This window comes from Aminobacter anthyllidis (assembly GCF_018555685.1).
GTDB lineage: Bacteria > Pseudomonadota > Alphaproteobacteria > Rhizobiales > Rhizobiaceae > Aminobacter > Aminobacter anthyllidis.
This window is the reverse complement of record NZ_JAFLWW010000001.1, coordinates 802732-821727: the sequence shown is the minus strand read 5'-3', so window position 1 is coordinate 821727 and position 18996 is coordinate 802732. Positions and strand designations below refer to the sequence as shown.

Below are 18996 nucleotides of genomic sequence, written 5' to 3'. Positions count from 1 at the left end.
AGCACCGGATGCCCAAATTCGAAACCACGCGCCATGTCGGCCACCCGCCGGACAAGATGTTCGCCCTGGTGGCCGACGTGGAGAGGTATCCTGAATTCCTGCCGCTTTGCGAAGCACTCAACGTTCGGTCGCGGCGCGAGCGCGACGGCCGTGAGATTCTCGTGGCTGACATGACCGTCGGCTATAAGGCATTCCGCGAGACCTTCACCACGCAAGTGCTGCTCACGCCCGAGGAAAACACCATCGACGTCAAGTATCTCGACGGTCCGTTCCGCTACCTCACCAACGAATGGAAATTCGTCCCGGCACCGGACGGTGGCTCCGGAGTCGAATTCTTCATCGATTACGAGTTCAAGAACCGCATCCTGGGTGCGCTAATGGGCACTATGTTCGACCGCGCCTTCCGCATGTTCGCCGAAGCTTTCGAAAAGCGGGCGGATGCGATCTACGGGCCGGTGAAGCCGGGCTGACCGACGGCGCGCAAGCCGAGCCCTAGCGCTGTCCTCACCGTCTCGCGGCGGATGAAGTCGCGGCCCTTGTCTTCGAATGTTCGGAACTCGGCCTCGACAGGCATTCCCTTCCTGGCGACACCGAACCAGACGAGGCCGACCGGCTTTTCGGCAGAGCCGCCACCCGGGCCGGCAACGCCTGTTACAGCAAGCGCCAGGCTGGCGCGCGAATGGGCAAGCGCGCCTGCGGCCATCTCCAGTGCCGTTTCGCGCGACACCGCGCCGTGCGCCTTGAGCGTCGCCTCGGAGACGCCGAGCATCTCCATCTTGGCTTCGTTGGAATAGGTGATGAAGCCGCGATCGACGACGGCCGACGAGCCGGCGATGTCGGTCAGCGCTGCGATGATCATGCCGCCCGTGCAACTTTCGGCCGTTGCGATCATCATGCCCTGGGCGAAGCAGGCGTCGAGCAGGGCCGAGGCGAGGGCGGTGACGTCGCTCATTCCGGCAACTCTCCGGGATAGACCACGCTTGCGGTTGCGATCGCCGCGATGCCTTCCTCGCGCCCAATGAAGCCCAGCTTCTCGTTGGTCGTCGCCTTGATCGAGATGCGCTCGGGGGCGATGCGCAGCATGTCGGCCAGTTCGGCGGTCATCGCCTCGCGATGCGGTCCGACCTTCGGCGCCTCGCAGATCAGCGTGATGTCGGCATTGGCGATGCGCCCGCCACGCCCACGAACGATCTTTGCAGCGTGCTCGACGAACTGGCGCGAGGCAGCGCCCTTCCACTGCGGGTCGGATGGCGGGAAATGCGTGCCGATGTCGCCGGCGCCGCAGGTGGCCAGCAGCGCGTCGGTCAGCGCGTGCAGTCCGACATCAGCGTCGGAATGGCCATTCAGCTTCTTGGAGTGGGCGATCTTCACGCCGCACAGCCAGACGTGATCGCCTAGCTCAAACGAGTGCACGTCGTAGCCGTTGCCGGTGCGGACGTCGGGAAAGCTGATTGCTTGGCCAGAAAGGCGCTGGTCGGCCATGGCGATGTCCTTAGCCCAGGTGAGTTTGACGTTGTCGGGCGAGCCGAGCACCAGGCGCACCGGGATGCCGGCCCATTCGGCAATGGCGGAATCGTCGGTGAAGTCGCTGCGGCCGGCCTCGAAGGCCCGCTGGTGCGCGGAAAAGATCGGCTCGAACGGAAAGCCTTGCGGCGTTTGCGCCGAATGCAGGCCCGCGCGCGGCACGGTTTCGGCCACGGTGCGGTCGAAGGCTTCTTTCTTGAGCGTGTCGGACACCGGCAGCGACGGCAGCGATCCGTGGCTGGCGTCGATGCCTGCTATGGCCCGGTCGATGACCTCGGGGCCGATGAACGGACGGACCCCGTCATGGATCAGCACAGCCTGCGGCCTGGCTTCCTGCAATGCGATCAGCGCAAAGCGCGTCGAATCCTGTCGCGTGGCGCCGCCCACGACTGTAGTGACACGCGAGGCCAATTCGCCGGCGGCCGCTGCGAAAAGCTCGCCGTCGTCGGCGTGGATGGCGACGGCGATCGGTCCGACCCGCGGATGGTCGAGAAATGCCTTCAGCGTGTGCCAGATCACCGCCTTGCCGCCGATCCGGCGATACTGCTTCGGACCGTCAGCCTGTCCTGCACGCTCGCCGCGCCCGGCCGCCACGACCACGACGGCGACCTTCGAATTCTGCTGGTTCGGCAACGGCTTCGGATTCATGAGCAGAGGCTTAGCCGCGAGGCCTGCGGAAGGCTAGAGGAATCCAGAAAGCGCCGCATTCGGCTGTCATTTCGCAGTTGCACAATGAGCCAATCGTGGCTACTCATTGTGCAGCAGAGAATGGTGCTTTGTTTTTGTGCATGACTGATCTGGAAAAACTCGGTGAGCCGCTTTCGATCGGCGATGTGACGATCCGCAATCGGGTGTTCCTGGCGCCGATGTCGGGTGTCACCGACGAGGCTTTTCGCACGCGCGCTCATGCCCATGGCGCCGGCCTCGTCGTGTCGGAGATGGTTGCGAGCGGCGAACTCGCCAAGGGGCGTGGCTCGAGCGGCTTCCGCATCCGCCATTCCGGCCTGCCGGTGCACATGGTGCAACTGGCCGGCCGCGAAGCCGCACACATGGCCGAAGCGGCGCGAATCGCCGTTGGCGAAGGCGCCGATGTAATCGATATCAATATGGGCTGCCCGGCCAAGAAGGTGACGGGCGGCTATGCCGGCTCTGCGCTGATGCGTGACCTCGACTACGCGCTGACCCTGATCGATGCCGTCGTTGGATCAGTTGAAGTACCCGTGACCCTCAAGATGCGTCTCGGCTGGGACGATGACGTGCTCAATGCGCCTGAACTGGCCCGGCGCGCCGAGCAGGCCGGCGTCAGGATGGTAACCGTGCACGGGCGCACGCGCTGCCAGTTTTATCAGGGCAAGGCCGACTGGCGCGCCATTGCGCGCGTCAAGCAGGCGGTCAGCATTCCCGTCGTCGCCAATGGCGATGTGGCAACAGCTGAAGATGCAGCCGGGATCCTCGAACAATCGGGCGCTGACGCGGTCATGGCGGGGCGCTCGCATTACGGCGCGCCATGGACCGCGGGCACGATTGCCGCTGCCGCGGGCAAGAGCGTTGCAACAGGCGTGCCCCGGTCATCCCTGGAGATGGCCGACTATGTCGTTGCCCACTACGAGGACATGCTGGCGCTCTACGGCATCGAGAGCGGGCTGCGCCAGGCGCGCAAGCATCTCGGCTGGTATCTCGATCGCCACACCGCCGCGCTGCCGGACGAACTGCGCCGGCGAGTGCTGACATCGTTTGAGCCGCAGCAGGTGATTTCTTCATTGCGCGAAGCGCTTACGGCTTTCGGCGAAAGTGCCTTTGAGAGGAATGCGGCATGAGTTTCGACCGAGCGCCGACATCTCAACCGGTCGATGCCGCGCAGATCGTGCTCAACACGATCCGCCGCCCCGTCATCATGATCGGGCCTGATAACTTCATCACTTTCGCCAATGCCGACGCCGAGGACTTTTTCCGCTCCAGCGCCGCCATGCTGGCGCGCAGCGAGCTGTCGCGTTTCGTGCCCTTTGGCAGTCCCATCCTGCAACTGGTCGAGCAGGTGCGCGCACGCAACACGCCTGTCAACGAGTACCGGGTCGACGTTTCTTCGCCCCGGCTCGGCATCGAGAAGATGGTCGATCTCTACGTCGCCCCCGCGTCCGAGCTGCCGGGTTCGGTGGTGGTGATGTTCCAGGAACGCTCGATGGCCGACAAGATCGACCGTCAGATGACGCACCGCGGTGCGGCGCGCTCGGTCACCGGCCTGGCTGCCATGCTGGCGCATGAGATCAAGAACCCGCTGTCGGGTATCAGGGGCGCTGCACAACTGCTGGAGCTGAATGCCTCCGACGAGGATCGTTCGCTGACCCGGCTGATCATCGATGAAACCGACCGCATCGTTTCGCTTGTCGACCGCATGGAGGTGTTTTCCGACGAGCGGCCGATCGACCGCTATCCGGTCAACATCCACGTCGTGCTCGACCATGTGAAGGCACTGGCCAGGAACGGCTTTGCCAATGGAATCAAGATCCTGGAGGATTACGATCCATCGCTGCCACCGGTCTATGCCAATCGCGACCAGCTGATCCAGGTCTTCCTCAACCTGGTCAAGAACGCCGCCGAGGCCATCGGCCATGACCCGCACGGCGAAATCACCCTTTCGACCGCCTTCAAGCCCGGCATCCGCATGTCGATCCCGGGCACCCAGGATCGTGTCTCGCTGCCGCTGGAATTCTGCGTGCACGACAACGGCTCGGGCGTGTCGGAAGACATCCTGCCGATCCTGTTCGACCCTTTCATCACCACCAAGCCCAACGGCTCGGGTCTCGGCCTCGCGCTCGTCGCCAAGATCGTCGGCGACCATGGCGGGGTGATCGAGTGCGATTCGACGCCGCGCGGCACCACCTTCCGGATCCTGATGCCGGCCTGGAAGGAATTGCCCGTGCATCTCGACGACGACAGCGAAGGAGCCCATCGATGAGCGTGCGCGGAAACATCCTTGTCGCCGACGACGATGCGGCGATCCGCACCGTGCTCAACCAGGCGCTGTCGCGCATGGGCCATGAGGTCCGCGTGACCTCCAACGCCGCGACGCTGTGGCGCTGGGTGGCCGCCGGTGAGGGTGACCTTGTCATCACCGACGTGGTGATGCCCGACGAAAACGCCTTCGACATGCTGCCGCGAATCAAGAAGGCGCGGCCCGAACTGCCGGTCATCGTCATGAGCGCGCAGAACACCTTCATGACCGCGATCCGCGCGTCGGAGACCGGCGCCTACGAATATCTGCCCAAGCCGTTCGATCTCACCGAACTGCTCAGCATCGTCAACCGCGCGCTCTCCGAGCCGCGGCGGCCGAAGAGCGACCAGCGCCAAGACGACCAGCCTGACGCCATGCCGCTGGTCGGCCGCTCGGCGGCGATGCAGGACATCTACCGCATGCTCGCCCGCATGATGCAGACGGACCTCACCGTCATGATTTCGGGCGAATCGGGCACCGGCAAGGAACTGGTTGCGCGCGCGCTCCACGAATATGGCCGCCGCCGCAACGGACCGTTCGTGGCGATCAACATGGCCGCCATTCCACGCGATCTCATCGAATCCGAGCTGTTCGGCCACGAGAAGGGTGCCTTCACCGGGGCGCAGAACCGCTCCACCGGCCGGTTCGAGCAGGCCGATGGCGGCACGCTGTTTCTCGACGAGATCGGCGACATGCCGATGGAAGCACAGACCAGGCTGCTGCGCGTGCTGCAGCAGGGCGAGTACACCACCGTCGGCGGCCGCACCCCGATCAAGACTGACGTTCGCATCGTCGCGGCCACCAACAAGGACCTGCGCACGCTGATCAACCAAGGCCTGTTCCGCGAGGATTTGTTCTATCGTCTCAACGTCGTACCGCTTCGCCTTCCAGCGTTGCGCGAACGTTCGGAGGATGTTCCGGACCTTGTCCGCCATTTCTTCAAACAGGGCGTCAGCGAAGGCCTGCAGGCCAAGCGCATCTCTTCGGGCGGCGTAGAGCTGATGAAGCGCTATCCCTGGCCGGGCAATGTGCGCGAGCTGGAAAACCTGGTGCGCCGGCTGGCGGCACTTTATCCGCAGGACGAGATTTCGGCCGACATCATCGAGTCCGAACTCAAGACGGGCGAGCAGCCGGTCGTCCCGGGGGGCAATCTCATCCCCGACGACCTGTCGGTCGGCCAGGCGGTCGAACATTTCCTGCAGCGCTATTTCGCCATGTTCGCCGGCGACCTGCCGCCGCCCGGGCTCTACCAGCGCATTCTCGCCGAGGTCGAGTACCCGCTGGTGCTGGCCTCGATGACGGCGACGCGCGGCAACCAGATCAAGGCCGCCGAGCTTTTGGGACTCAACCGCAACACGCTGCGCAAGAAGATCCGCGAACTCGGCGTCAACGTCTACAAATCGTCGCGGCCTGCCTGATGCGCTGGCAAAAAGCGCTTATCTGTCGATAGCCTGTCTAAACATTTTCGCTTGCGGCGAAAATGTTGCATAATCGCCACAATGCGTTGCATAGATGCGCCGCAATCAATGTCTCTACACGGCAGCATGGCGAGCCAGGCACAACCTCTTAACGACAAGAACCCCGCGCAAACCCGGCAGGAAGGTCGCCGCCTTCTCGCGCTTCCGGGCGTGTTGGCTATTGCGGCGGCTTTGGTTTCGGCGGCGGTGTCGTTCGCAATCCTCGTTGGTGTGACCCCGATCACGCCTGATTCGACGACGACGCTGGCGCTGATCGGCATCAATGCGGTGTTCGTCCTGATCCTCGTCGGGCTGATTGCCTTCGAGATCCAGCGCATCGCCATGGCCCGCAAGCGTGGCAAGGCGGCGTCGCGGCTGCATGTGCGCATCGTCACCATGTTTGCGCTGGTGGCGGCGCTGCCGGCACTGCTGGTCGCCATCGTCGCCTCGATCACGTTGGACATCGGGCTCGACCGCTGGTTCCAGATACGCACCACGACCATCGTCAATTCGTCGCTGTCGATCGCCGAAGCCTATGTCCAGGAAAACGCGCGCAACCTGCAGAGCACGACATTGTCGATGGCCAACGACCTCGACAACAACCGTACGCTCTACGGTTTAGACCGCAGCGGCTTCCTCGACTTCATGGGCCGGCAGGCGCAGTTGCGCGCGCTGGCGCACGCCGCGCTCATCCGCGCCGACGGTTCCTTCGTCATGAGCGCCAAGACCGGTGCCGATTTCGCCATGCCCGAGCCGCCGGCTGTCGCGGTTCAGACGGCTGCCGACGGCAAACCGGTGCTGATCGAGCCGAAGACCCGCAACATCGTCGGCGCAATCATCAAGCTGCGCGAGATTGACGGGCTCTACCTCTACACGATCCGGCTGGTCGATCCCGAGGTGATCAAGGCACGCCAGATCGTCACTGCCAACACCGAGGAGTATCGCGATCTCGGCGCCAACAGGCGCACGACGCAGATCGCCTTTGCACTGCTCTATCTCGGACTGACGTTGATTGTCGTCCTGTCGGCGATCTGGACCGGCATCGCGGTGGCAGACCGGATTGTTCGGCCCATCCGCCAGCTGATCGGCGCTGCCGACGAGGTGGCGACCGGAAATCTCGACGTGTCGGTGCCGGTGCGGCAATCGGATGGCGACGTTGGCGCGCTCAGCGACACGTTCAACAACATGCTGCTGGAGCTCAAGTCGCAGCGTAACGAGATCCTGACTGCCAAGGATGTCATCGACGAACGCCGGCGCTTCTCCGAGGCCGTGCTGTCGGGCGTCACCGCGGGCGTCATCGGCGTCGATCCTTACGGTAGCATCACCATCGTCAACCCCTCGGCCGAAGCGATGCTGGCGATCTCGGCTTCCGAGTCGCTCGGCCAGAACCTGTCGATCCTGCTGCCGCATGTCGGCCGGGTCTTCGAGATCGGCCGCAAGTCCGGCCGCGCCGTCTACCGCGAGCAGGTCACCTTCTATCGCACGGGCGCCGAACGCACCTTCAACGTGCAGGTAACCGTCGAGGAGGGCGAAAGCGAAGTCGGCGACAAGTCCTATGTCGTCACCATCGACGACATCACCGATCTCGTCACCGCGCAGCGCACCTCGGCCTGGGCGGACGTGGCGCGGCGTATCGCGCACGAGATCAAGAACCCGCTGACGCCGATCCAGCTGTCGGCGGAGCGTATCCGCCGCCGCTATGGCAAGGTCATCACCGAGGACCGCGAGGTCTTCGATCAGTGCACCGAAACGATCATCCGCCAGGTCGGCGACATCGGCCGAATGGTCGATGAATTCTCGGCCTTCGCGCGTATGCCAAAGCCGGAAATGAAGGTGATCGACATTCGCGAGCCGTTGCGCGAGGCGTCGTTCCTTGTCGAGGTCAGCCGAGCCGACATCGCTTTCGAGCGCGAGATCACGCCCGGGCCCCTCAAGGGAACCTTCGACAGCCGCCTGATGGCCCAGGCCTTCGGCAATGTCATCAAGAATGCCGCCGAGGCGATCGAGGCGGCGGAACGCCAGACCGGCGAATCTGGGGTCATCAAGCTCCGGGCGCGGCGGGACGGCAACTCGATCCGTATCGACGTGATCGACAATGGCAAGGGATTGCCGCGAGAAAATCGCCAACGGCTGCTCGAGCCCTATATGACGACCCGCGAGAAGGGCACGGGGCTCGGCCTCGCTATCGTCAAGAAGATTGTCGAGGACCACGGCGGAAGATTGGAACTTCACGACGCGCCAGCCGATTTCCATGGCGGGCGCGGCGCGATGATCAGCATGATCCTGCCTGCGGCGGCCGAAGAGGCTGTGGCACCCAAGGGTGCCGGCGACGCAGTGCAAGGCAGAGAAACCGAAAAGGTCGGAAATGGCGTCTGATATTCTTATCGTTGACGACGAGGAAGACATCCGCGAACTGGTCGCGGGCATCCTGAGCGACGAAGGCCACGAAACCCGCACGGCGTTCGACGCCGACAGTGCGCTTGCCGCCATCGCGGACCGCGCGCCTCGGCTGGTCTTCCTCGACATATGGCTTCAGGGCTCGCGGCTCGACGGCCTGGCTTTGCTCGACGAAATCAAGACGCTGCATCCCAGCCTGCCGGTTGTGATGATCTCCGGCCACGGCAACATTGAAACAGCCGTTTCGGCGATCCGGCGTGGAGCCTACGATTTCATCGAAAAGCCGTTCAAGGCGGACCGGCTGATCCTCATCGCCGAGCGCGCGCTCGAAACCTCGAAGCTCAAGCGCGAGGTCTCCGACCTCAAGATGCGCAGCGGCGAAACCCATGACCTGATCGGCATGTCGTCGGCGATGAGCCAGCTGCGCCAGACCATCGACCGCGTCGCGCCGACCAACAGTCGCATCATGATCATCGGCCCGTCGGGTTCCGGCAAGGAGATGGCCGCGCGTGCCATCCATGCCCTGTCGGCGCGGAAAAATGGCCCGTTCGTTGCGCTGAACGCCGCGACGATCACGCCCGAGCGCATGGAGATCGAGCTGTTCGGCACCGAATCGAATGGTGGCGAGCGCAAGGTTGGCGCGCTGGAAGAGGCCCACCAAGGTATCCTCTATCTCGACGAAATCGCCGACATGCCGCGCGAGACGCAAAACAAGATCCTGCGCGTGCTTGTCGAACAGCAGTTCGAGCGCGTCGGCGGCACCAAGCGGGTCAAGGTTGACGTGCGCATCATCTCGTCGACGGCGCAGAACCTCGAGGCGATGATTGCCGAGGGGCGCTTCCGCGAGGATCTTTATCACCGCCTTGCCGTCGTGCCGGTCATGGTGCCGGGGCTTGCCGAAAGGCGCGAGGACATTCCTTACCTCGTCGACAATTTCATGAAGCAGATGGCCAAGCAGGCCGGCATCAAGCCGCGCCGCATCGGCGACGACGCGCTTGCCGTGCTCCAGGCCCACAACTGGCCGGGCAACGTCCGCCAGCTGCGCAACAACGTCGAGCGCCTGCTGATCCTCGCGCGCGGCGACAATCCCGAGCAGCCGATCACGGCTGACCTTTTGCCGTCCGAAATCGGCGACGTCATGCCACGCGCGCCGAACCAGTCGGACCAGCACATCATGGCGCTGCCGCTGCGCGAGGCGCGCGAGATGTTCGAGAAGGAATACCTCATCGCCCAGATCAACCGCTTCGGCGGCAACATCTCTAAGACGGCGGAGTTCATCGGCATGGAGCGGTCGGCACTTCACCGCAAGCTCAAGTCGCTTGGCGTTTAGACCTCATGCAGGCCAGCCAGGATAGACTCCCCACATGCGCGTAATCATCTGCGGGGCGGGACAGGTCGGCTACGGCATCGCCGAACGGTTGGCGGCGGAAAAGAACGACGTCTCGATCATTGATACCGCGCCTGAGCTGATCCATGCGGTGCGCGACCAGCTCGACGTGCGTGGTTTCGTCGGCCATGGCTCGCATCCGGAGGTGCTTGAAGCTGCGGGCGCGCAAGAAGCCGACATGATCATCGCAGTGACCTTGTTCGACGAGGTCAACATCGTTGCCTGCGAGGTGGCGCACGCGCTGTTCAACGTGCCGATGAAGGTCGCGCGCATCCGCGCGCAATCCTACCTGCAGCCGCATTACCAGGATCTGTTTTCGCGCGAGCACCTGCCAATCGACGTGATCATTTCGCCCGAGCTAGAGGTCGGCGAGATGGTGCTTCGGCGCATCTCGCTGCCGGGCGCCACCGACGTGGTTCGTTTTGCCGAAAACCATATCATCATGGTGGCGATCGAGTGCCTGGAGGATTGCCCGGTCATCAACACGCCGCTGGCCCAGCTCAGCGAACTGTTCCCCGATCTGCCTTCGACGGTCGTGGGTGTGACGCGCAACGGCCGCCTGTTCATTCCGCATTCTGCCGACCAGCTGGTGGCGGGCGACCTTGCCTATGTCGTGACGACAAAGGACCAGGTCCGCCGCACGCTTGGCCTGTTTGGCCACGACGAACAAGAGGCGACGCGCATCGTCATCGCCGGTGGTGGCAATATCGGTCTGTTCGTTGCCCGCACGCTCGAACAGCGCCAGAGCCGTACTAAGATCAAGATCATCGAGGCAAGCAGGGAGCGGGCGGTCAAGGTCGCCGACGAACTGCGCCGCACTGTAGTGCTCAATGGCAGCGCGCTCGACCAGAAGCTGTTGATGGAAGCCGACATCCAGGACGCCGACCTGATGGTGGCGCTGACCAACAACGACCAGGTCAACATCCTGTCTTCCGTCATGGCCAAGCGCCTGGGCTGCAAGGGCAACCTCGCACTGATCAATAACCCGTCTTATCACGACCTGACCAAGCCGCTTGGCATCGATGCCTATGTCAATCCAAGTGCTGTGACCATTTCGCGCGTGCTCCAGCATGTCAGGCGTGGACGCATTCGGCAGGTGCACTCGATCCAGCGCGGCGCTGCCGAAATCATCGAAGCAGAAGCGCTCGAAACCTCGCCGCTGGTCGGCACATTGCTGCGTGACCTCGACCTGCCCGACGGCATGCGCATCGGTGCGATCTATCGCGACGGCCATGTGGTCAAGCCAAGCGGTTCGGTGAAGATCAAGCCAAAGGACCGCGTCGTTATCTTTGCGCTCGACAAGGCGGTCAAGCAGGTTGAGCAGATGTTCAGGGTCAGCCTCGAATTCTTCTGATCTGGACCAGCCAATTCAGCGTTGCCGCACGGGCCAAATCGACTAGAACTCCGTTTGAATTTTCGGGGACACGAAAACCATGCCGCGCATAGCCTACGTCAACGGCCGCTATCTCCCGCATGCCCAGGCAGGCGTTCATATCGAGGACCGGGGCTATCAGTTCGCCGACGGCGTCTACGAGGTCTGCGAGGTGGCGCGCGGCTTCATCGTCGACAGCGTCGGCCACCTCAACCGCCTCGACCGCTCCTTGTCCGAACTCAGGATCGCCTGGCCGGTCAAGCGTGCCGTGCTCGTGCACATCATGCGCGAGGTCATTGCCCGCAACCGCGTCCGCAATGGCATGGTCTATCTCCAGGTGACGCGCGGTGTCGCGCCGCGCGACCACGTCTTCCCGGCCGAATCCACGCCGTCTGCGCTGGTTGTGACCGCCAAGCGCACCGACCCGGCTGCATCGGCAAAGCGGGCGGCAGCCGGGATCAAGGTGATCACAGTGCCGGAAAACCGCTGGGAGCGCGTCGACATCAAGTCTGTCGGCTTGCTGCCCAACGTTCTGGCGCGCCAGCAGGCCAAGGAGGCCGGCGCCCAGGAGGCGTGGTTCGTCGATGCCGACGGCAAGGTCACGGAAGGGGCTGCCACCAATGCCTGGATCGTCACCAAGGACGGCCATCTGGTCACTCGGCCGGCCGACAGCGGCATCCTGCGCGGCATCACCCGCACGACGTTGATGGACGTGGCCAAGAAGCTCGGCCTGAAGGTCGAGGAGCGCGGGTTTACCGTCGACGAAGCCAAGTCGGCCCGCGAAGCGTTCATCACCGCGGCAACGACTGTCATCATGCCGATCGTTGCCATTGACGGTCATCCGGTCGCCAACGGGCATCCCGGATCGATCGCGCTTTCACTCCGCGAAGCATTTTTTGACGTTGCGGAAAAAATCCAAGCCTGATAACCGCTTGGGCGTAAATGGTTAAATTCATCTCGTTCAGCTTGCCGCGCGTTGTGGCAAGGGGGTGTTTGCTGGCTTGACATGGGCCCGGTAATTTGGCGCATTGGCAGCAGACAGGGATCGGCGAAAGAAAAAAACAATGGCGGAACGATCGCAGAATCTTCAGGACCTTTTCCTGAATTCAGTTCGCAAGAGCAAAAACCCACTCACCATTTTCCTCATTAACGGCGTGAAATTGACCGGAGTAGTTACTTCCTTCGACAATTTCTGTGTTTTGTTGCGCCGTGACGGGCACTCGCAGCTCGTCTACAAGCATGCCATCTCCACGATCATGCCGAGCCAGCCGGTTCAGATGTTCGATGGCGAGGAAAGCCAGGGCGGCTGATTGGCACGCGACAGGAACGCCGGCGCCAAGGCCGGTGACAGCAATGGACCCGAATCGGTAGGGGGCGACAAGGCCCCCACGCGCGCGGTGGTCATCGTGCCGGTGCTGACGCGCCAGCCCAAGGGTGACGACGACAGCGCGCGTCCGCGGCTGCAGCGTTCGGCCGAGGCCCGCCTCGACGAGGCGGTCGGGCTGACCCGGGCCATCGATCTCGAACCCGTCCATACCGCGATTGTAACCCTCAACGACCCGCGTCCGGCGACATTGCTGGGCAGCGGCAAGGTCGAGGAGTTCGCTGGTATCGTGAAGGAGCAGGGCGCGGAACTGGTCATCGTCGACCATCCGCTGACGCCGGTGCAGCAGCGCAATCTCGAAAAAGAGATGAACGCCAAGGTGCTCGACCGCACCGGGCTGATCCTCGAAATCTTTGGCCGGCGCGCGCGTACCAAGGAAGGTACGCTTCAGGTCGAGCTTGCCCATCTCAACTATCAGAAGGGCCGGCTGGTCCGCAGCTGGACCCACCTTGAGCGTCAGCGCGGCGGTGCCGGTTTCCTCGGCGGCCCCGGCGAAACGCAGATCGAGTCCGACAGGCGCGCGCTGCAGGAAAAGATCATCAAGCTCAAGCGCGAGCTGGAAACAGTGGTCCGCACACGCGACCTGCACCGCTCCAAGCGCCGCAAGGTACCATTCCCGGTCGTCGCCATCGTTGGCTACACCAATGCCGGAAAGTCGACGCTGTTCAACCGGCTGACCGGCGCCAGCGTGCTGGCCGAGAACATGCTGTTTGCGACGCTCGATCCGACATTGCGCCGGGTGCGGCTGCCGCATGGCACGCCGATCATCCTGTCCGACACTGTCGGCTTCATCTCCGACCTGCCGACGCATCTGATCGCCGCCTTCCGGGCGACATTGGAAGAAGTGGTCGAAGCCGACCTCGTCATCCACCTGCGCGACATCTCCGATCCCGATACCGCGGCCCAGGCCGACGACGTCGAGCGGATCCTGTCCGACCTGGGCGTCGATGCGGCCGATACCGACCGTGTCGTCGAGGTCTGGAACAAGATCGACCAGCTCGACGAAGGCAACCGCGAGCGCCTGCTGTCCGACAGTGCCGACGGCCGCAAGGCTCCGCCGATCGCCATTTCGGCGATTACCGGCGAGGGCATTCCGACGTTGAGCGGACTGATCGAGCAGCGCGTTTCGGGTGAACTCGAATCCATCGACGTCACGCTGGAACCAAGCCAGCTTGGCCAGATCGACTGGCTTTACCGCAATGGCGACGTGGTTTCACGCATCGACAATGACGATGGCAGCGTGTCGATGACACTCAAGGCGACAGCCTCGGCGCGCGATGAGATCGCGGCGAAAATTCTGCGCAAGAACAAAGGCTAAGACGGCCTACTTCGCCGTCTTGGCCTGCTGCCACAGCGCTTCCATCTCGTCGAGCGTCGCCGCTTCCAGGCTGTGGCCGGCGTCGTCGAGCGACTTCTCGACATAGTGGAAGCGTTTGCGGAACTTGTCGTTGGTGCCGCCAAGGGCGGCCTCGGAATCCAGTTCCAAGTGGCGGCCGAGATTGACCAGCGCAAACAGCATGTCGCCGAACTCGTCCTTCACAGCCGCCTTGTCGCCCTTGGCCATGGCTTCGCGCAGTTCGCCGATCTCCTCTTCGATCTTGTCGAGGATCGGTGCCGCTTCGCCCCAGTCGAAGCCGACGCGAGCAGCCTTTTCCTGAAGTTTCAGCGCGCGCGTCAGGGCAGGCAGTGCCACCGGCACGCTGTCCAGAAAGCCCTTGCCGTGATCTTCGGGATCGAGCCCGCGAGCGATCCGCGCTGCGCGTTTTTCCGCCTTTTCCTCCGCCTTGATCTTTTCCCACATGCCCTTGGCCGAACGGGCTTCGCGCGCCTTGGCGTCGCCGAAGACGTGTGGATGCCTGCGGATCATCTTGGTGGTGATGCCTTGCACCACGTCGCCGAAGGCGAACTCGCCGGATTCCTCTGCCATCTGGGCGTGATAGACGACCTGCAGCAGCAGGTCGCCGAGCTCTTCCTTGAGATGGTCGATGTCGTTGCGGGCAATCGCGTCGGCGACCTCATAGGCCTCCTCGATCGTGTAGGGCGCGATGGTCGCGAAATTCTGCTCGATGTCCCAGGGGCAGCCGGTTTCCGGCTCGCGCAGTGCGGCCATGATCTCGATCAGGCGGGAGATGTCTTTGGAAGGTTGCATGACCGCGATGCTATAGCCCCGTTGCCGCCCTCCCAACAATGGCCTGCCGCCTGCCGGCCTTGTCCACAGCCATTTCAGTGGCAGCAGTCGGCCACCGCGCGGACCGCGAGCGGTTCCGTGCTATTGACCAGACTTTCGCGCGCAGGCAGGACTTGGCTATGCTGCACCTATCTCTCGTTGCACTTGGCGGCGCCATCGGCGCTGCGCTGCGCCACCTCGCCAATCTCCTGGCGCTCAGGCTCGTCGGGCCGAATTTTCCCTGGGGCACGCTGGCCATCAATGTCATTGGATCCCTGGCGATGGGCTTGTTCGTCGGGCTGCTGGCCCGCCGGTTCGGCGGATCGAACGAACTCAGGCTGTTCGTGGCCACCGGCATCCTTGGCGGCTTCACAACCTTTTCGGCATTTTCGCTCGATTTCGCCACCTTGTGGGAGCGCGGATCGACGCTTCCGGCCTTCGGATATGCTTTTGCCAGCGTCATATCAGCCATTCTGGCGCTGTTTCTGGGAATGTGGCTCGCAAGAAGCATCGGCTGATGCTATTGGGCCGCTTCGCAAAGGACGATTGAAATATGGCTGGCGTTGAACAGATCACGGTGGAAGCCGGCGAAACGGGCATGAGGCTCGACCGCTGGTTCAAGTCCCATTTTCCGGGGCTCGGCTTCGGTCACCTGCAAAAACTGCTGCGCTCGGGCCAGATCCGTGTCGATGGCGGCCGCGTCAAGGCCGACACGCGTGTCGAGCCCGGCCAGGTCATCCGCATCCCGCCGCTCGAAGTCGACAAGAAGAACGATGGCCCTTTGACCGCCCGCACCATGCGCGATCAGGACGACGGCGATGTGCTGGCCAAGATGCTGATCTACGAAGACTCCAAGGTCTTTGTCTTCAACAAGCCGGCCGGCCTTGCCGTTCAGGGCGGTTCGGGCATCGTGCGTCATCTCGACGACATGCTCGAAGCCTGGCGCAACAAGAAGGGCGAGAAGCCGCGTCTCGTGCACCGGCTCGACCGCGACACTTCGGGCGTTCTGGTGGTGGCGCGTACGCGTCTTGCGGCCATGAAGCTCGCCGAAGCGTTCCGTGCCCGCGAAACCAAAAAGACCTACTGGGCCCTGGTCAAGGGCGCGCCGCCCAAGCGCGAAGACAAGATCTCGACCTGGCTGATCAAGGAACAGACGCCCGACGGCGACCGCATGCGCGTCGCCAAGCACGGCGAAAAGGGGGCCGACCACGCGGTTTCCTATTACCGCGTGCTCGAGCAGGCGGCCCAGACCATGACCTGGCTGGAGATGGAGCCCTATACCGGCCGTACCCACCAGCTGCGCGTGCATGCCGCCTATATCGGCTGCCCGATCATCGGCGATCCCAAATATTTCGAGCACGACACCAACTGGGAATTTCCCGGCGGCCTGCAGAACAAGCTGCATCTGCATGCCCGCCGCATCGTCATCCCGCATCCCGATAAAGGTGTCATCGACGTCACCGCTCCAATGCCGCCGCATATGCGCCAGAGCTGGAACCTGATCGGCTTCGACGATGAAAGCGGGGAGCCGGCGTGACATTGGCTGCTTCGCCGGCTGACAACACATCCGCGTCGCTGAAGCTCGTCCTGTTCGATTGCGACGGCACGCTGGTCGACAGCGCCGACATCATCCACGGTTCCATGGTCGCGACTTTCCGCGAGGCAGGGCTGCCGGAACCGGCAATGGAGGCGACCAAGGGCATCATCGGGCTGACACTCGATCTCGCCATCGCAAGCTTGCTCGACCGCCCGCTCGATGCCGAATGCGGGCGCCTCGCCGAGCGCTACAAGGAGCATTTCATCGCCTCGCGCCACCTGCCGAGCTTTAGCGAGCCTCTTTATGAGGGCATTGCAGAGCTGATCGAAACACTGGCCGGCCGCGACGACGTCCTGATCGGCATGGTCACCGGCAAGTCGCGCCGGGGCGTGCAACGCGTTCTCGAAACCTATGGTTTCGAACGGCATTTCGTGACCATCCGCACCGCCGATGACTGCCCGTCCAAGCCGCATCCGGCCATGGTCCTGGAATGCTGCGCGGAAACAGGCATCGATACGGCTTCGACCTATGTCATCGGTGATGCCGTCTACGACATGCAGATGGCCAGAAGCGCCGGCGCGCGTGCCATCGGCGTGTCCTGGGGTTACCACAACCGCGACGGCCTGCTCGCCACCGGCGCACATGCCGTGATCGCCACGCCGGCCGAGCTGCTTACCCTTATCGACTAGCTGGACCAATTGGTGCCTGGCTTCTTGCTTTATGTTGCGGCCCGCGTCGCACTGTCGGATCCCGATCCGCTGTCGATGGCCGGAGAGGTGCCATTCAGCGCCACGACGGCGTTCGAGTATCCGCATCGCGCCCAGCGGGCGTGGAGAATTTCATGACTGCCACAAAACAGCAACTGGATCGTCGTGACAGCATCGATACTGCCGCGGTCGTGCTCATGCTTTTGCTGACGATGTCCTGGGGCATGAATGGCGTCGCAGCCAAGCTTGCCACCTCGGGCTACAATCCGATCTTCCTCAACGTGGCGCGCTCGGGTATCGGCTGCATCTTGGTTTTCCTGTGGTGCCTCTATCGCGGTGTTCCGCTGTGGAGCAGGGACGGCACGCTGTGGGCGGGAATCGCCGCCGGGCTTCTGTTCGGCACAGAATTCATCCTCGTTTTCGTTAGCCTTGAATACACGACGGTGGCGCGCAACTCGCTGCTGGTCAACACGATGCCGTTCTGGGTCCTGATCGGTGCGCATTTCTGGCTCGGCGAGCGAATGACGCTGCAAAAGCTCCTCGGCCTGCTCCTGGCATTCGGCGGCGTGGCGGTGGTCTTTTCCGACAAGCTCAGCATGACCGGCTCCTCGACACTGGTTGGTGACCTGTTGGCCCTTGTCGCCGGGCTTCTTTGGGCATTGACCACATTGGTGATCAAGGGAACGAAACTGTCCAACGCGGGCGCCGAGAAAGTGCTGCTTTATCAACTGGTGGTGTCGGCACTGATGGCGGTCCCGCTGGTTTCGCTTGCCGGTCCGGCGCTTCGCGATGTATCGGCGGTCGCCACCGGAGCGCTGCTGTTCCAGGCTGTTTATGTCGTTGCGTTCACCTATATTCTCTGGTTCTGGCTGATGCGGCGCTATCCTGCGGCAGGGCTTTCCAGCTTTGCTTTTCTGTCGCCGGCATTCAGCGTGATATGCGGCTGGCTGGTGCTCGGCGAGCCACTGACCTGGAACATTTTTCTGGCGCTCGGCCTGATCGTTGCCGGGCTGATGATTGTAAACAGGCCGTCGCGGAAAACCGTGCCGGCAGCGGAGTAAAGATGCGAGACATTCTGAGCGACCTCGAAACCAGTGACGGCCTGTCCGATCCCGATCCGATCCGCCGTGCGCAGAGCACGTTGCGCAAGCAGTTGCCCAAGCGGTTCTACGAAACGGCTTCGGTTGCCGCAGTCGACGATGGCCATGCGGTGCAACTCGACGGCAAGCCGGTGCGCACGCCGGGCAGGGCGCTTCTCGCCCTGCCAACCGCGGCGGCTGCCCAGCTTATTGCGGACGAATTCGCGGCTCAGGTCGAAGTCATCGATCCCTTCACCATGCCGGTTCTGCGCCTCGTCAACACGGCTATCGACGGTGTTGCCACCGACCCGCAGGCGGTGCTCGAAGACATCCTGCGGTTTTCCTCATCCGACCTGCTTTGCTACCGCGCCGACCAGCCGGAGCGGCTTGTCGAGCGGCAGGCCGAGGTTTGGGATCCTGTTCTCGACTGGGCCCGGGCATCGCTCGGCGCGCATTTCGTGCTGGCCGAGGGCATCATCCATGTCGAGCAGCCGCGTGCGGCCATCGCAGCGCTCGGCGTCCACCTGTCGCAGCGCGCCGAGCCGATGCGGCTGGCCGCGCTCCATTTGATGACCACCTTGACCGGTTCGGCACTTCTGGCGCTGGCGGTCGAGATGGGCGAGCTCGGTGTCGAAGAGGCCTGGACCGCGGCCCATGTCGACGAGGACTGGCAGGCCGAGCATTGGGGTCAGGATTCCGAAGCCGCCGCGCGCCGTGCCAACCGCAAGCGTGACATGCTCTCGGCGGTGGCGCTGCTTGATGCGCTGAAGGCTGGCTGACATCTTCTTGCCAGCCGGCAAAGCGTCGGCTGGCGCTCAGGCCGCTCGACTCTTGTGCAGCCCGAGTCTTGTGCAAAATGTCAGTGTTGCTGCCCTACATTGCCTGTTTTTTGAGCACCCGCATTCGCCGCGCCGCCTGACATGGCGCGGTTGCTGCATTTTCGAGTTGGCACGGGGCTTGCTTCTTCTTGTGCGACACGCCGGGCGCCAATGG

The 18996-nt window shown here is 63.3% G+C and carries 18 protein-coding genes; 15 read left to right on the top strand and 3 right to left on the bottom strand.

The window, feature by feature from the left end:
- Positions 1-8: 8 nt before the first annotated feature.
- Entirely contained in the window at positions 9-470 is a 462-nt protein-coding gene (locus tag J1C56_RS04320; protein ID WP_214386278.1) for a type II toxin-antitoxin system RatA family toxin, read from the top strand.
- On the opposite strand, the gene J1C56_RS04315 is transcribed toward J1C56_RS04320, so the two are convergent.
- Entirely contained in the window at positions 446-952 is a 507-nt protein-coding gene (locus J1C56_RS04315; protein WP_214386276.1) for a CinA family protein, read from the bottom strand. The two genes, J1C56_RS04320 and J1C56_RS04315, sit on opposite strands and share 25 nt — an antisense overlap.
- On the bottom strand, positions 949-2172 hold the full coding sequence (locus J1C56_RS04310; RefSeq protein ID WP_214386274.1) for a bifunctional 2-C-methyl-D-erythritol 4-phosphate cytidylyltransferase/2-C-methyl-D-erythritol 2,4-cyclodiphosphate synthase: 1224 nt from the start codon (positions 2170-2172) through the stop codon (positions 949-951). Before J1C56_RS04310 ends, J1C56_RS04315 begins: the two co-directional genes overlap by 4 nt.
- 140 nt (positions 2173-2312) lie before the next feature.
- On the opposite strand from J1C56_RS04310, the gene dusB reads away from it, so the two are divergent.
- From dusB to hflX, 9 genes are all read left to right on the top strand, one after another.
- Positions 2313-3341, top strand: a complete 1029-nt coding sequence (gene dusB, locus J1C56_RS04305; RefSeq protein ID WP_214386272.1) for a tRNA dihydrouridine synthase DusB — start codon at positions 2313-2315, stop codon at positions 3339-3341.
- A complete protein-coding gene (locus J1C56_RS04300; protein WP_214386270.1) occupies positions 3338-4480 on the top strand; it encodes a two-component system sensor histidine kinase NtrB in 1143 nt (380 codons plus the stop codon). The genes dusB and J1C56_RS04300 overlap by 4 nt, the downstream gene beginning before the upstream one ends.
- Positions 4477-5934 (top strand): nitrogen regulation protein NR(I), encoded by a 1458-nt coding sequence (gene ntrC, locus J1C56_RS04295; RefSeq protein WP_214386268.1) that lies wholly within the window; start codon positions 4477-4479, stop codon positions 5932-5934. Before J1C56_RS04300 ends, ntrC begins: the two co-directional genes overlap by 4 nt.
- Positions 5935-6015: 81 nt before the next feature.
- Positions 6016-8349 carry a sensor histidine kinase NtrY-like gene (locus J1C56_RS04290; RefSeq protein ID WP_420797357.1) on the top strand — a complete coding sequence of 778 codons (2334 nt, stop codon included), beginning with the start codon at positions 6016-6018 and terminating at the stop codon, positions 8347-8349.
- The gene (ntrX, locus tag J1C56_RS04285; protein ID WP_214386264.1) at positions 8339-9700 is read left to right on the top strand and encodes a nitrogen assimilation response regulator NtrX; all 1362 of its coding nucleotides are present in this window, start codon (positions 8339-8341) and stop codon (positions 9698-9700) included. The genes J1C56_RS04290 and ntrX overlap by 11 nt, the downstream gene beginning before the upstream one ends.
- A 34-nt stretch (positions 9701-9734) precedes the next feature.
- Complete coding sequence (trkA, locus tag J1C56_RS04280) at positions 9735-11111, top strand: Trk system potassium transporter TrkA (RefSeq protein ID WP_214386262.1); 1377 nt, start codon at positions 9735-9737, stop codon at positions 11109-11111.
- A gap of 79 nt (positions 11112-11190) precedes the next feature.
- Entirely contained in the window at positions 11191-12054 is an 864-nt protein-coding gene (locus J1C56_RS04275; protein ID WP_214386259.1) for a D-amino-acid transaminase, read from the top strand.
- 139 nt (positions 12055-12193) lie between these two features.
- Positions 12194-12439, top strand: a complete 246-nt coding sequence (gene hfq / locus J1C56_RS04270; RefSeq protein WP_018428055.1) for an RNA chaperone Hfq — start codon at positions 12194-12196, stop codon at positions 12437-12439.
- Positions 12440-13831 carry a GTPase HflX gene (gene hflX / locus J1C56_RS04265; protein ID WP_214386257.1) on the top strand — a complete coding sequence of 464 codons (1392 nt, stop codon included), beginning with the start codon at positions 12440-12442 and terminating at the stop codon, positions 13829-13831.
- A gap of 6 nt (positions 13832-13837) precedes the next feature.
- Here the strand turns inward: hflX and mazG are convergent, their stop codons facing one another.
- Entirely contained in the window at positions 13838-14662 is an 825-nt protein-coding gene (gene mazG, locus J1C56_RS04260) for a nucleoside triphosphate pyrophosphohydrolase (protein ID WP_214386255.1), read from the bottom strand.
- Positions 14663-14820: 158 nt separating this feature from the next.
- Between mazG and crcB the strand changes: the two genes are divergently transcribed.
- From crcB to J1C56_RS04235, 5 genes are all read left to right on the top strand, one after another.
- Positions 14821-15198 carry a fluoride efflux transporter CrcB gene (crcB, locus tag J1C56_RS04255; RefSeq protein WP_214386253.1) on the top strand — a complete coding sequence of 126 codons (378 nt, stop codon included), beginning with the start codon at positions 14821-14823 and terminating at the stop codon, positions 15196-15198.
- Between the two features lie 35 nt (positions 15199-15233).
- A complete protein-coding gene (locus J1C56_RS04250; protein ID WP_214386251.1) occupies positions 15234-16217 on the top strand; it encodes an RluA family pseudouridine synthase in 984 nt (327 codons plus the stop codon).
- Positions 16218-16255: 38 nt separating this feature from the next.
- Positions 16256-16906 carry an HAD-IA family hydrolase gene (locus tag J1C56_RS04245; RefSeq protein WP_214386695.1) on the top strand — a complete coding sequence of 217 codons (651 nt, stop codon included), beginning with the start codon at positions 16256-16258 and terminating at the stop codon, positions 16904-16906.
- A gap of 152 nt (positions 16907-17058) precedes the next feature.
- On the top strand, positions 17059-17985 hold the full coding sequence (locus J1C56_RS04240) for a DMT family transporter (protein ID WP_214386249.1): 927 nt from the start codon (positions 17059-17061) through the stop codon (positions 17983-17985).
- Positions 17986-17987: 2 nt separating this feature from the next.
- A complete protein-coding gene (locus tag J1C56_RS04235) occupies positions 17988-18782 on the top strand; it encodes an ATP12 family chaperone protein (protein ID WP_214386247.1) in 795 nt (264 codons plus the stop codon).
- The last annotated feature ends 214 nt before the right edge of the window (positions 18783-18996 follow it).

Coding starts and splice junctions, on each gene's coding strand:
- J1C56_RS04320 (WP_214386278.1), top strand. CDS start 9: ATGCCCAAATTCGAAACCACGCGCCATGTCGGCCACCCGCCGGACAAG.
- J1C56_RS04315 (WP_214386276.1), bottom strand. CDS start 952: ATGAGCGACGTCACCGCCCTCGCCTCGGCCCTGCTCGACGCCTGCTTC.
- J1C56_RS04310 (WP_214386274.1), bottom strand. CDS start 2,172: ATGAATCCGAAGCCGTTGCCGAACCAGCAGAATTCGAAGGTCGCCGTC.
- dusB (WP_214386272.1), top strand. CDS start 2,313: ATGACTGATCTGGAAAAACTCGGTGAGCCGCTTTCGATCGGCGATGTG.
- J1C56_RS04300 (WP_214386270.1), top strand. CDS start 3,338: ATGAGTTTCGACCGAGCGCCGACATCTCAACCGGTCGATGCCGCGCAG.
- ntrC (WP_214386268.1), top strand. CDS start 4,477: ATGAGCGTGCGCGGAAACATCCTTGTCGCCGACGACGATGCGGCGATC.
- J1C56_RS04290 (WP_420797357.1), top strand. CDS start 6,016: ATGCGTTGCATAGATGCGCCGCAATCAATGTCTCTACACGGCAGCATG.
- ntrX (WP_214386264.1), top strand. CDS start 8,339: ATGGCGTCTGATATTCTTATCGTTGACGACGAGGAAGACATCCGCGAA.
- trkA (WP_214386262.1), top strand. CDS start 9,735: ATGCGCGTAATCATCTGCGGGGCGGGACAGGTCGGCTACGGCATCGCC.
- J1C56_RS04275 (WP_214386259.1), top strand. CDS start 11,191: ATGCCGCGCATAGCCTACGTCAACGGCCGCTATCTCCCGCATGCCCAG.
- hfq (WP_018428055.1), top strand. CDS start 12,194: ATGGCGGAACGATCGCAGAATCTTCAGGACCTTTTCCTGAATTCAGTT.
- mazG (WP_214386255.1), bottom strand. CDS start 14,662: ATGCAACCTTCCAAAGACATCTCCCGCCTGATCGAGATCATGGCCGCA.
- crcB (WP_214386253.1), top strand. CDS start 14,821: ATGCTGCACCTATCTCTCGTTGCACTTGGCGGCGCCATCGGCGCTGCG.
- J1C56_RS04250 (WP_214386251.1), top strand. CDS start 15,234: ATGGCTGGCGTTGAACAGATCACGGTGGAAGCCGGCGAAACGGGCATG.
- J1C56_RS04240 (WP_214386249.1), top strand. CDS start 17,059: ATGACTGCCACAAAACAGCAACTGGATCGTCGTGACAGCATCGATACT.
- J1C56_RS04235 (WP_214386247.1), top strand. CDS start 17,988: ATGCGAGACATTCTGAGCGACCTCGAAACCAGTGACGGCCTGTCCGAT.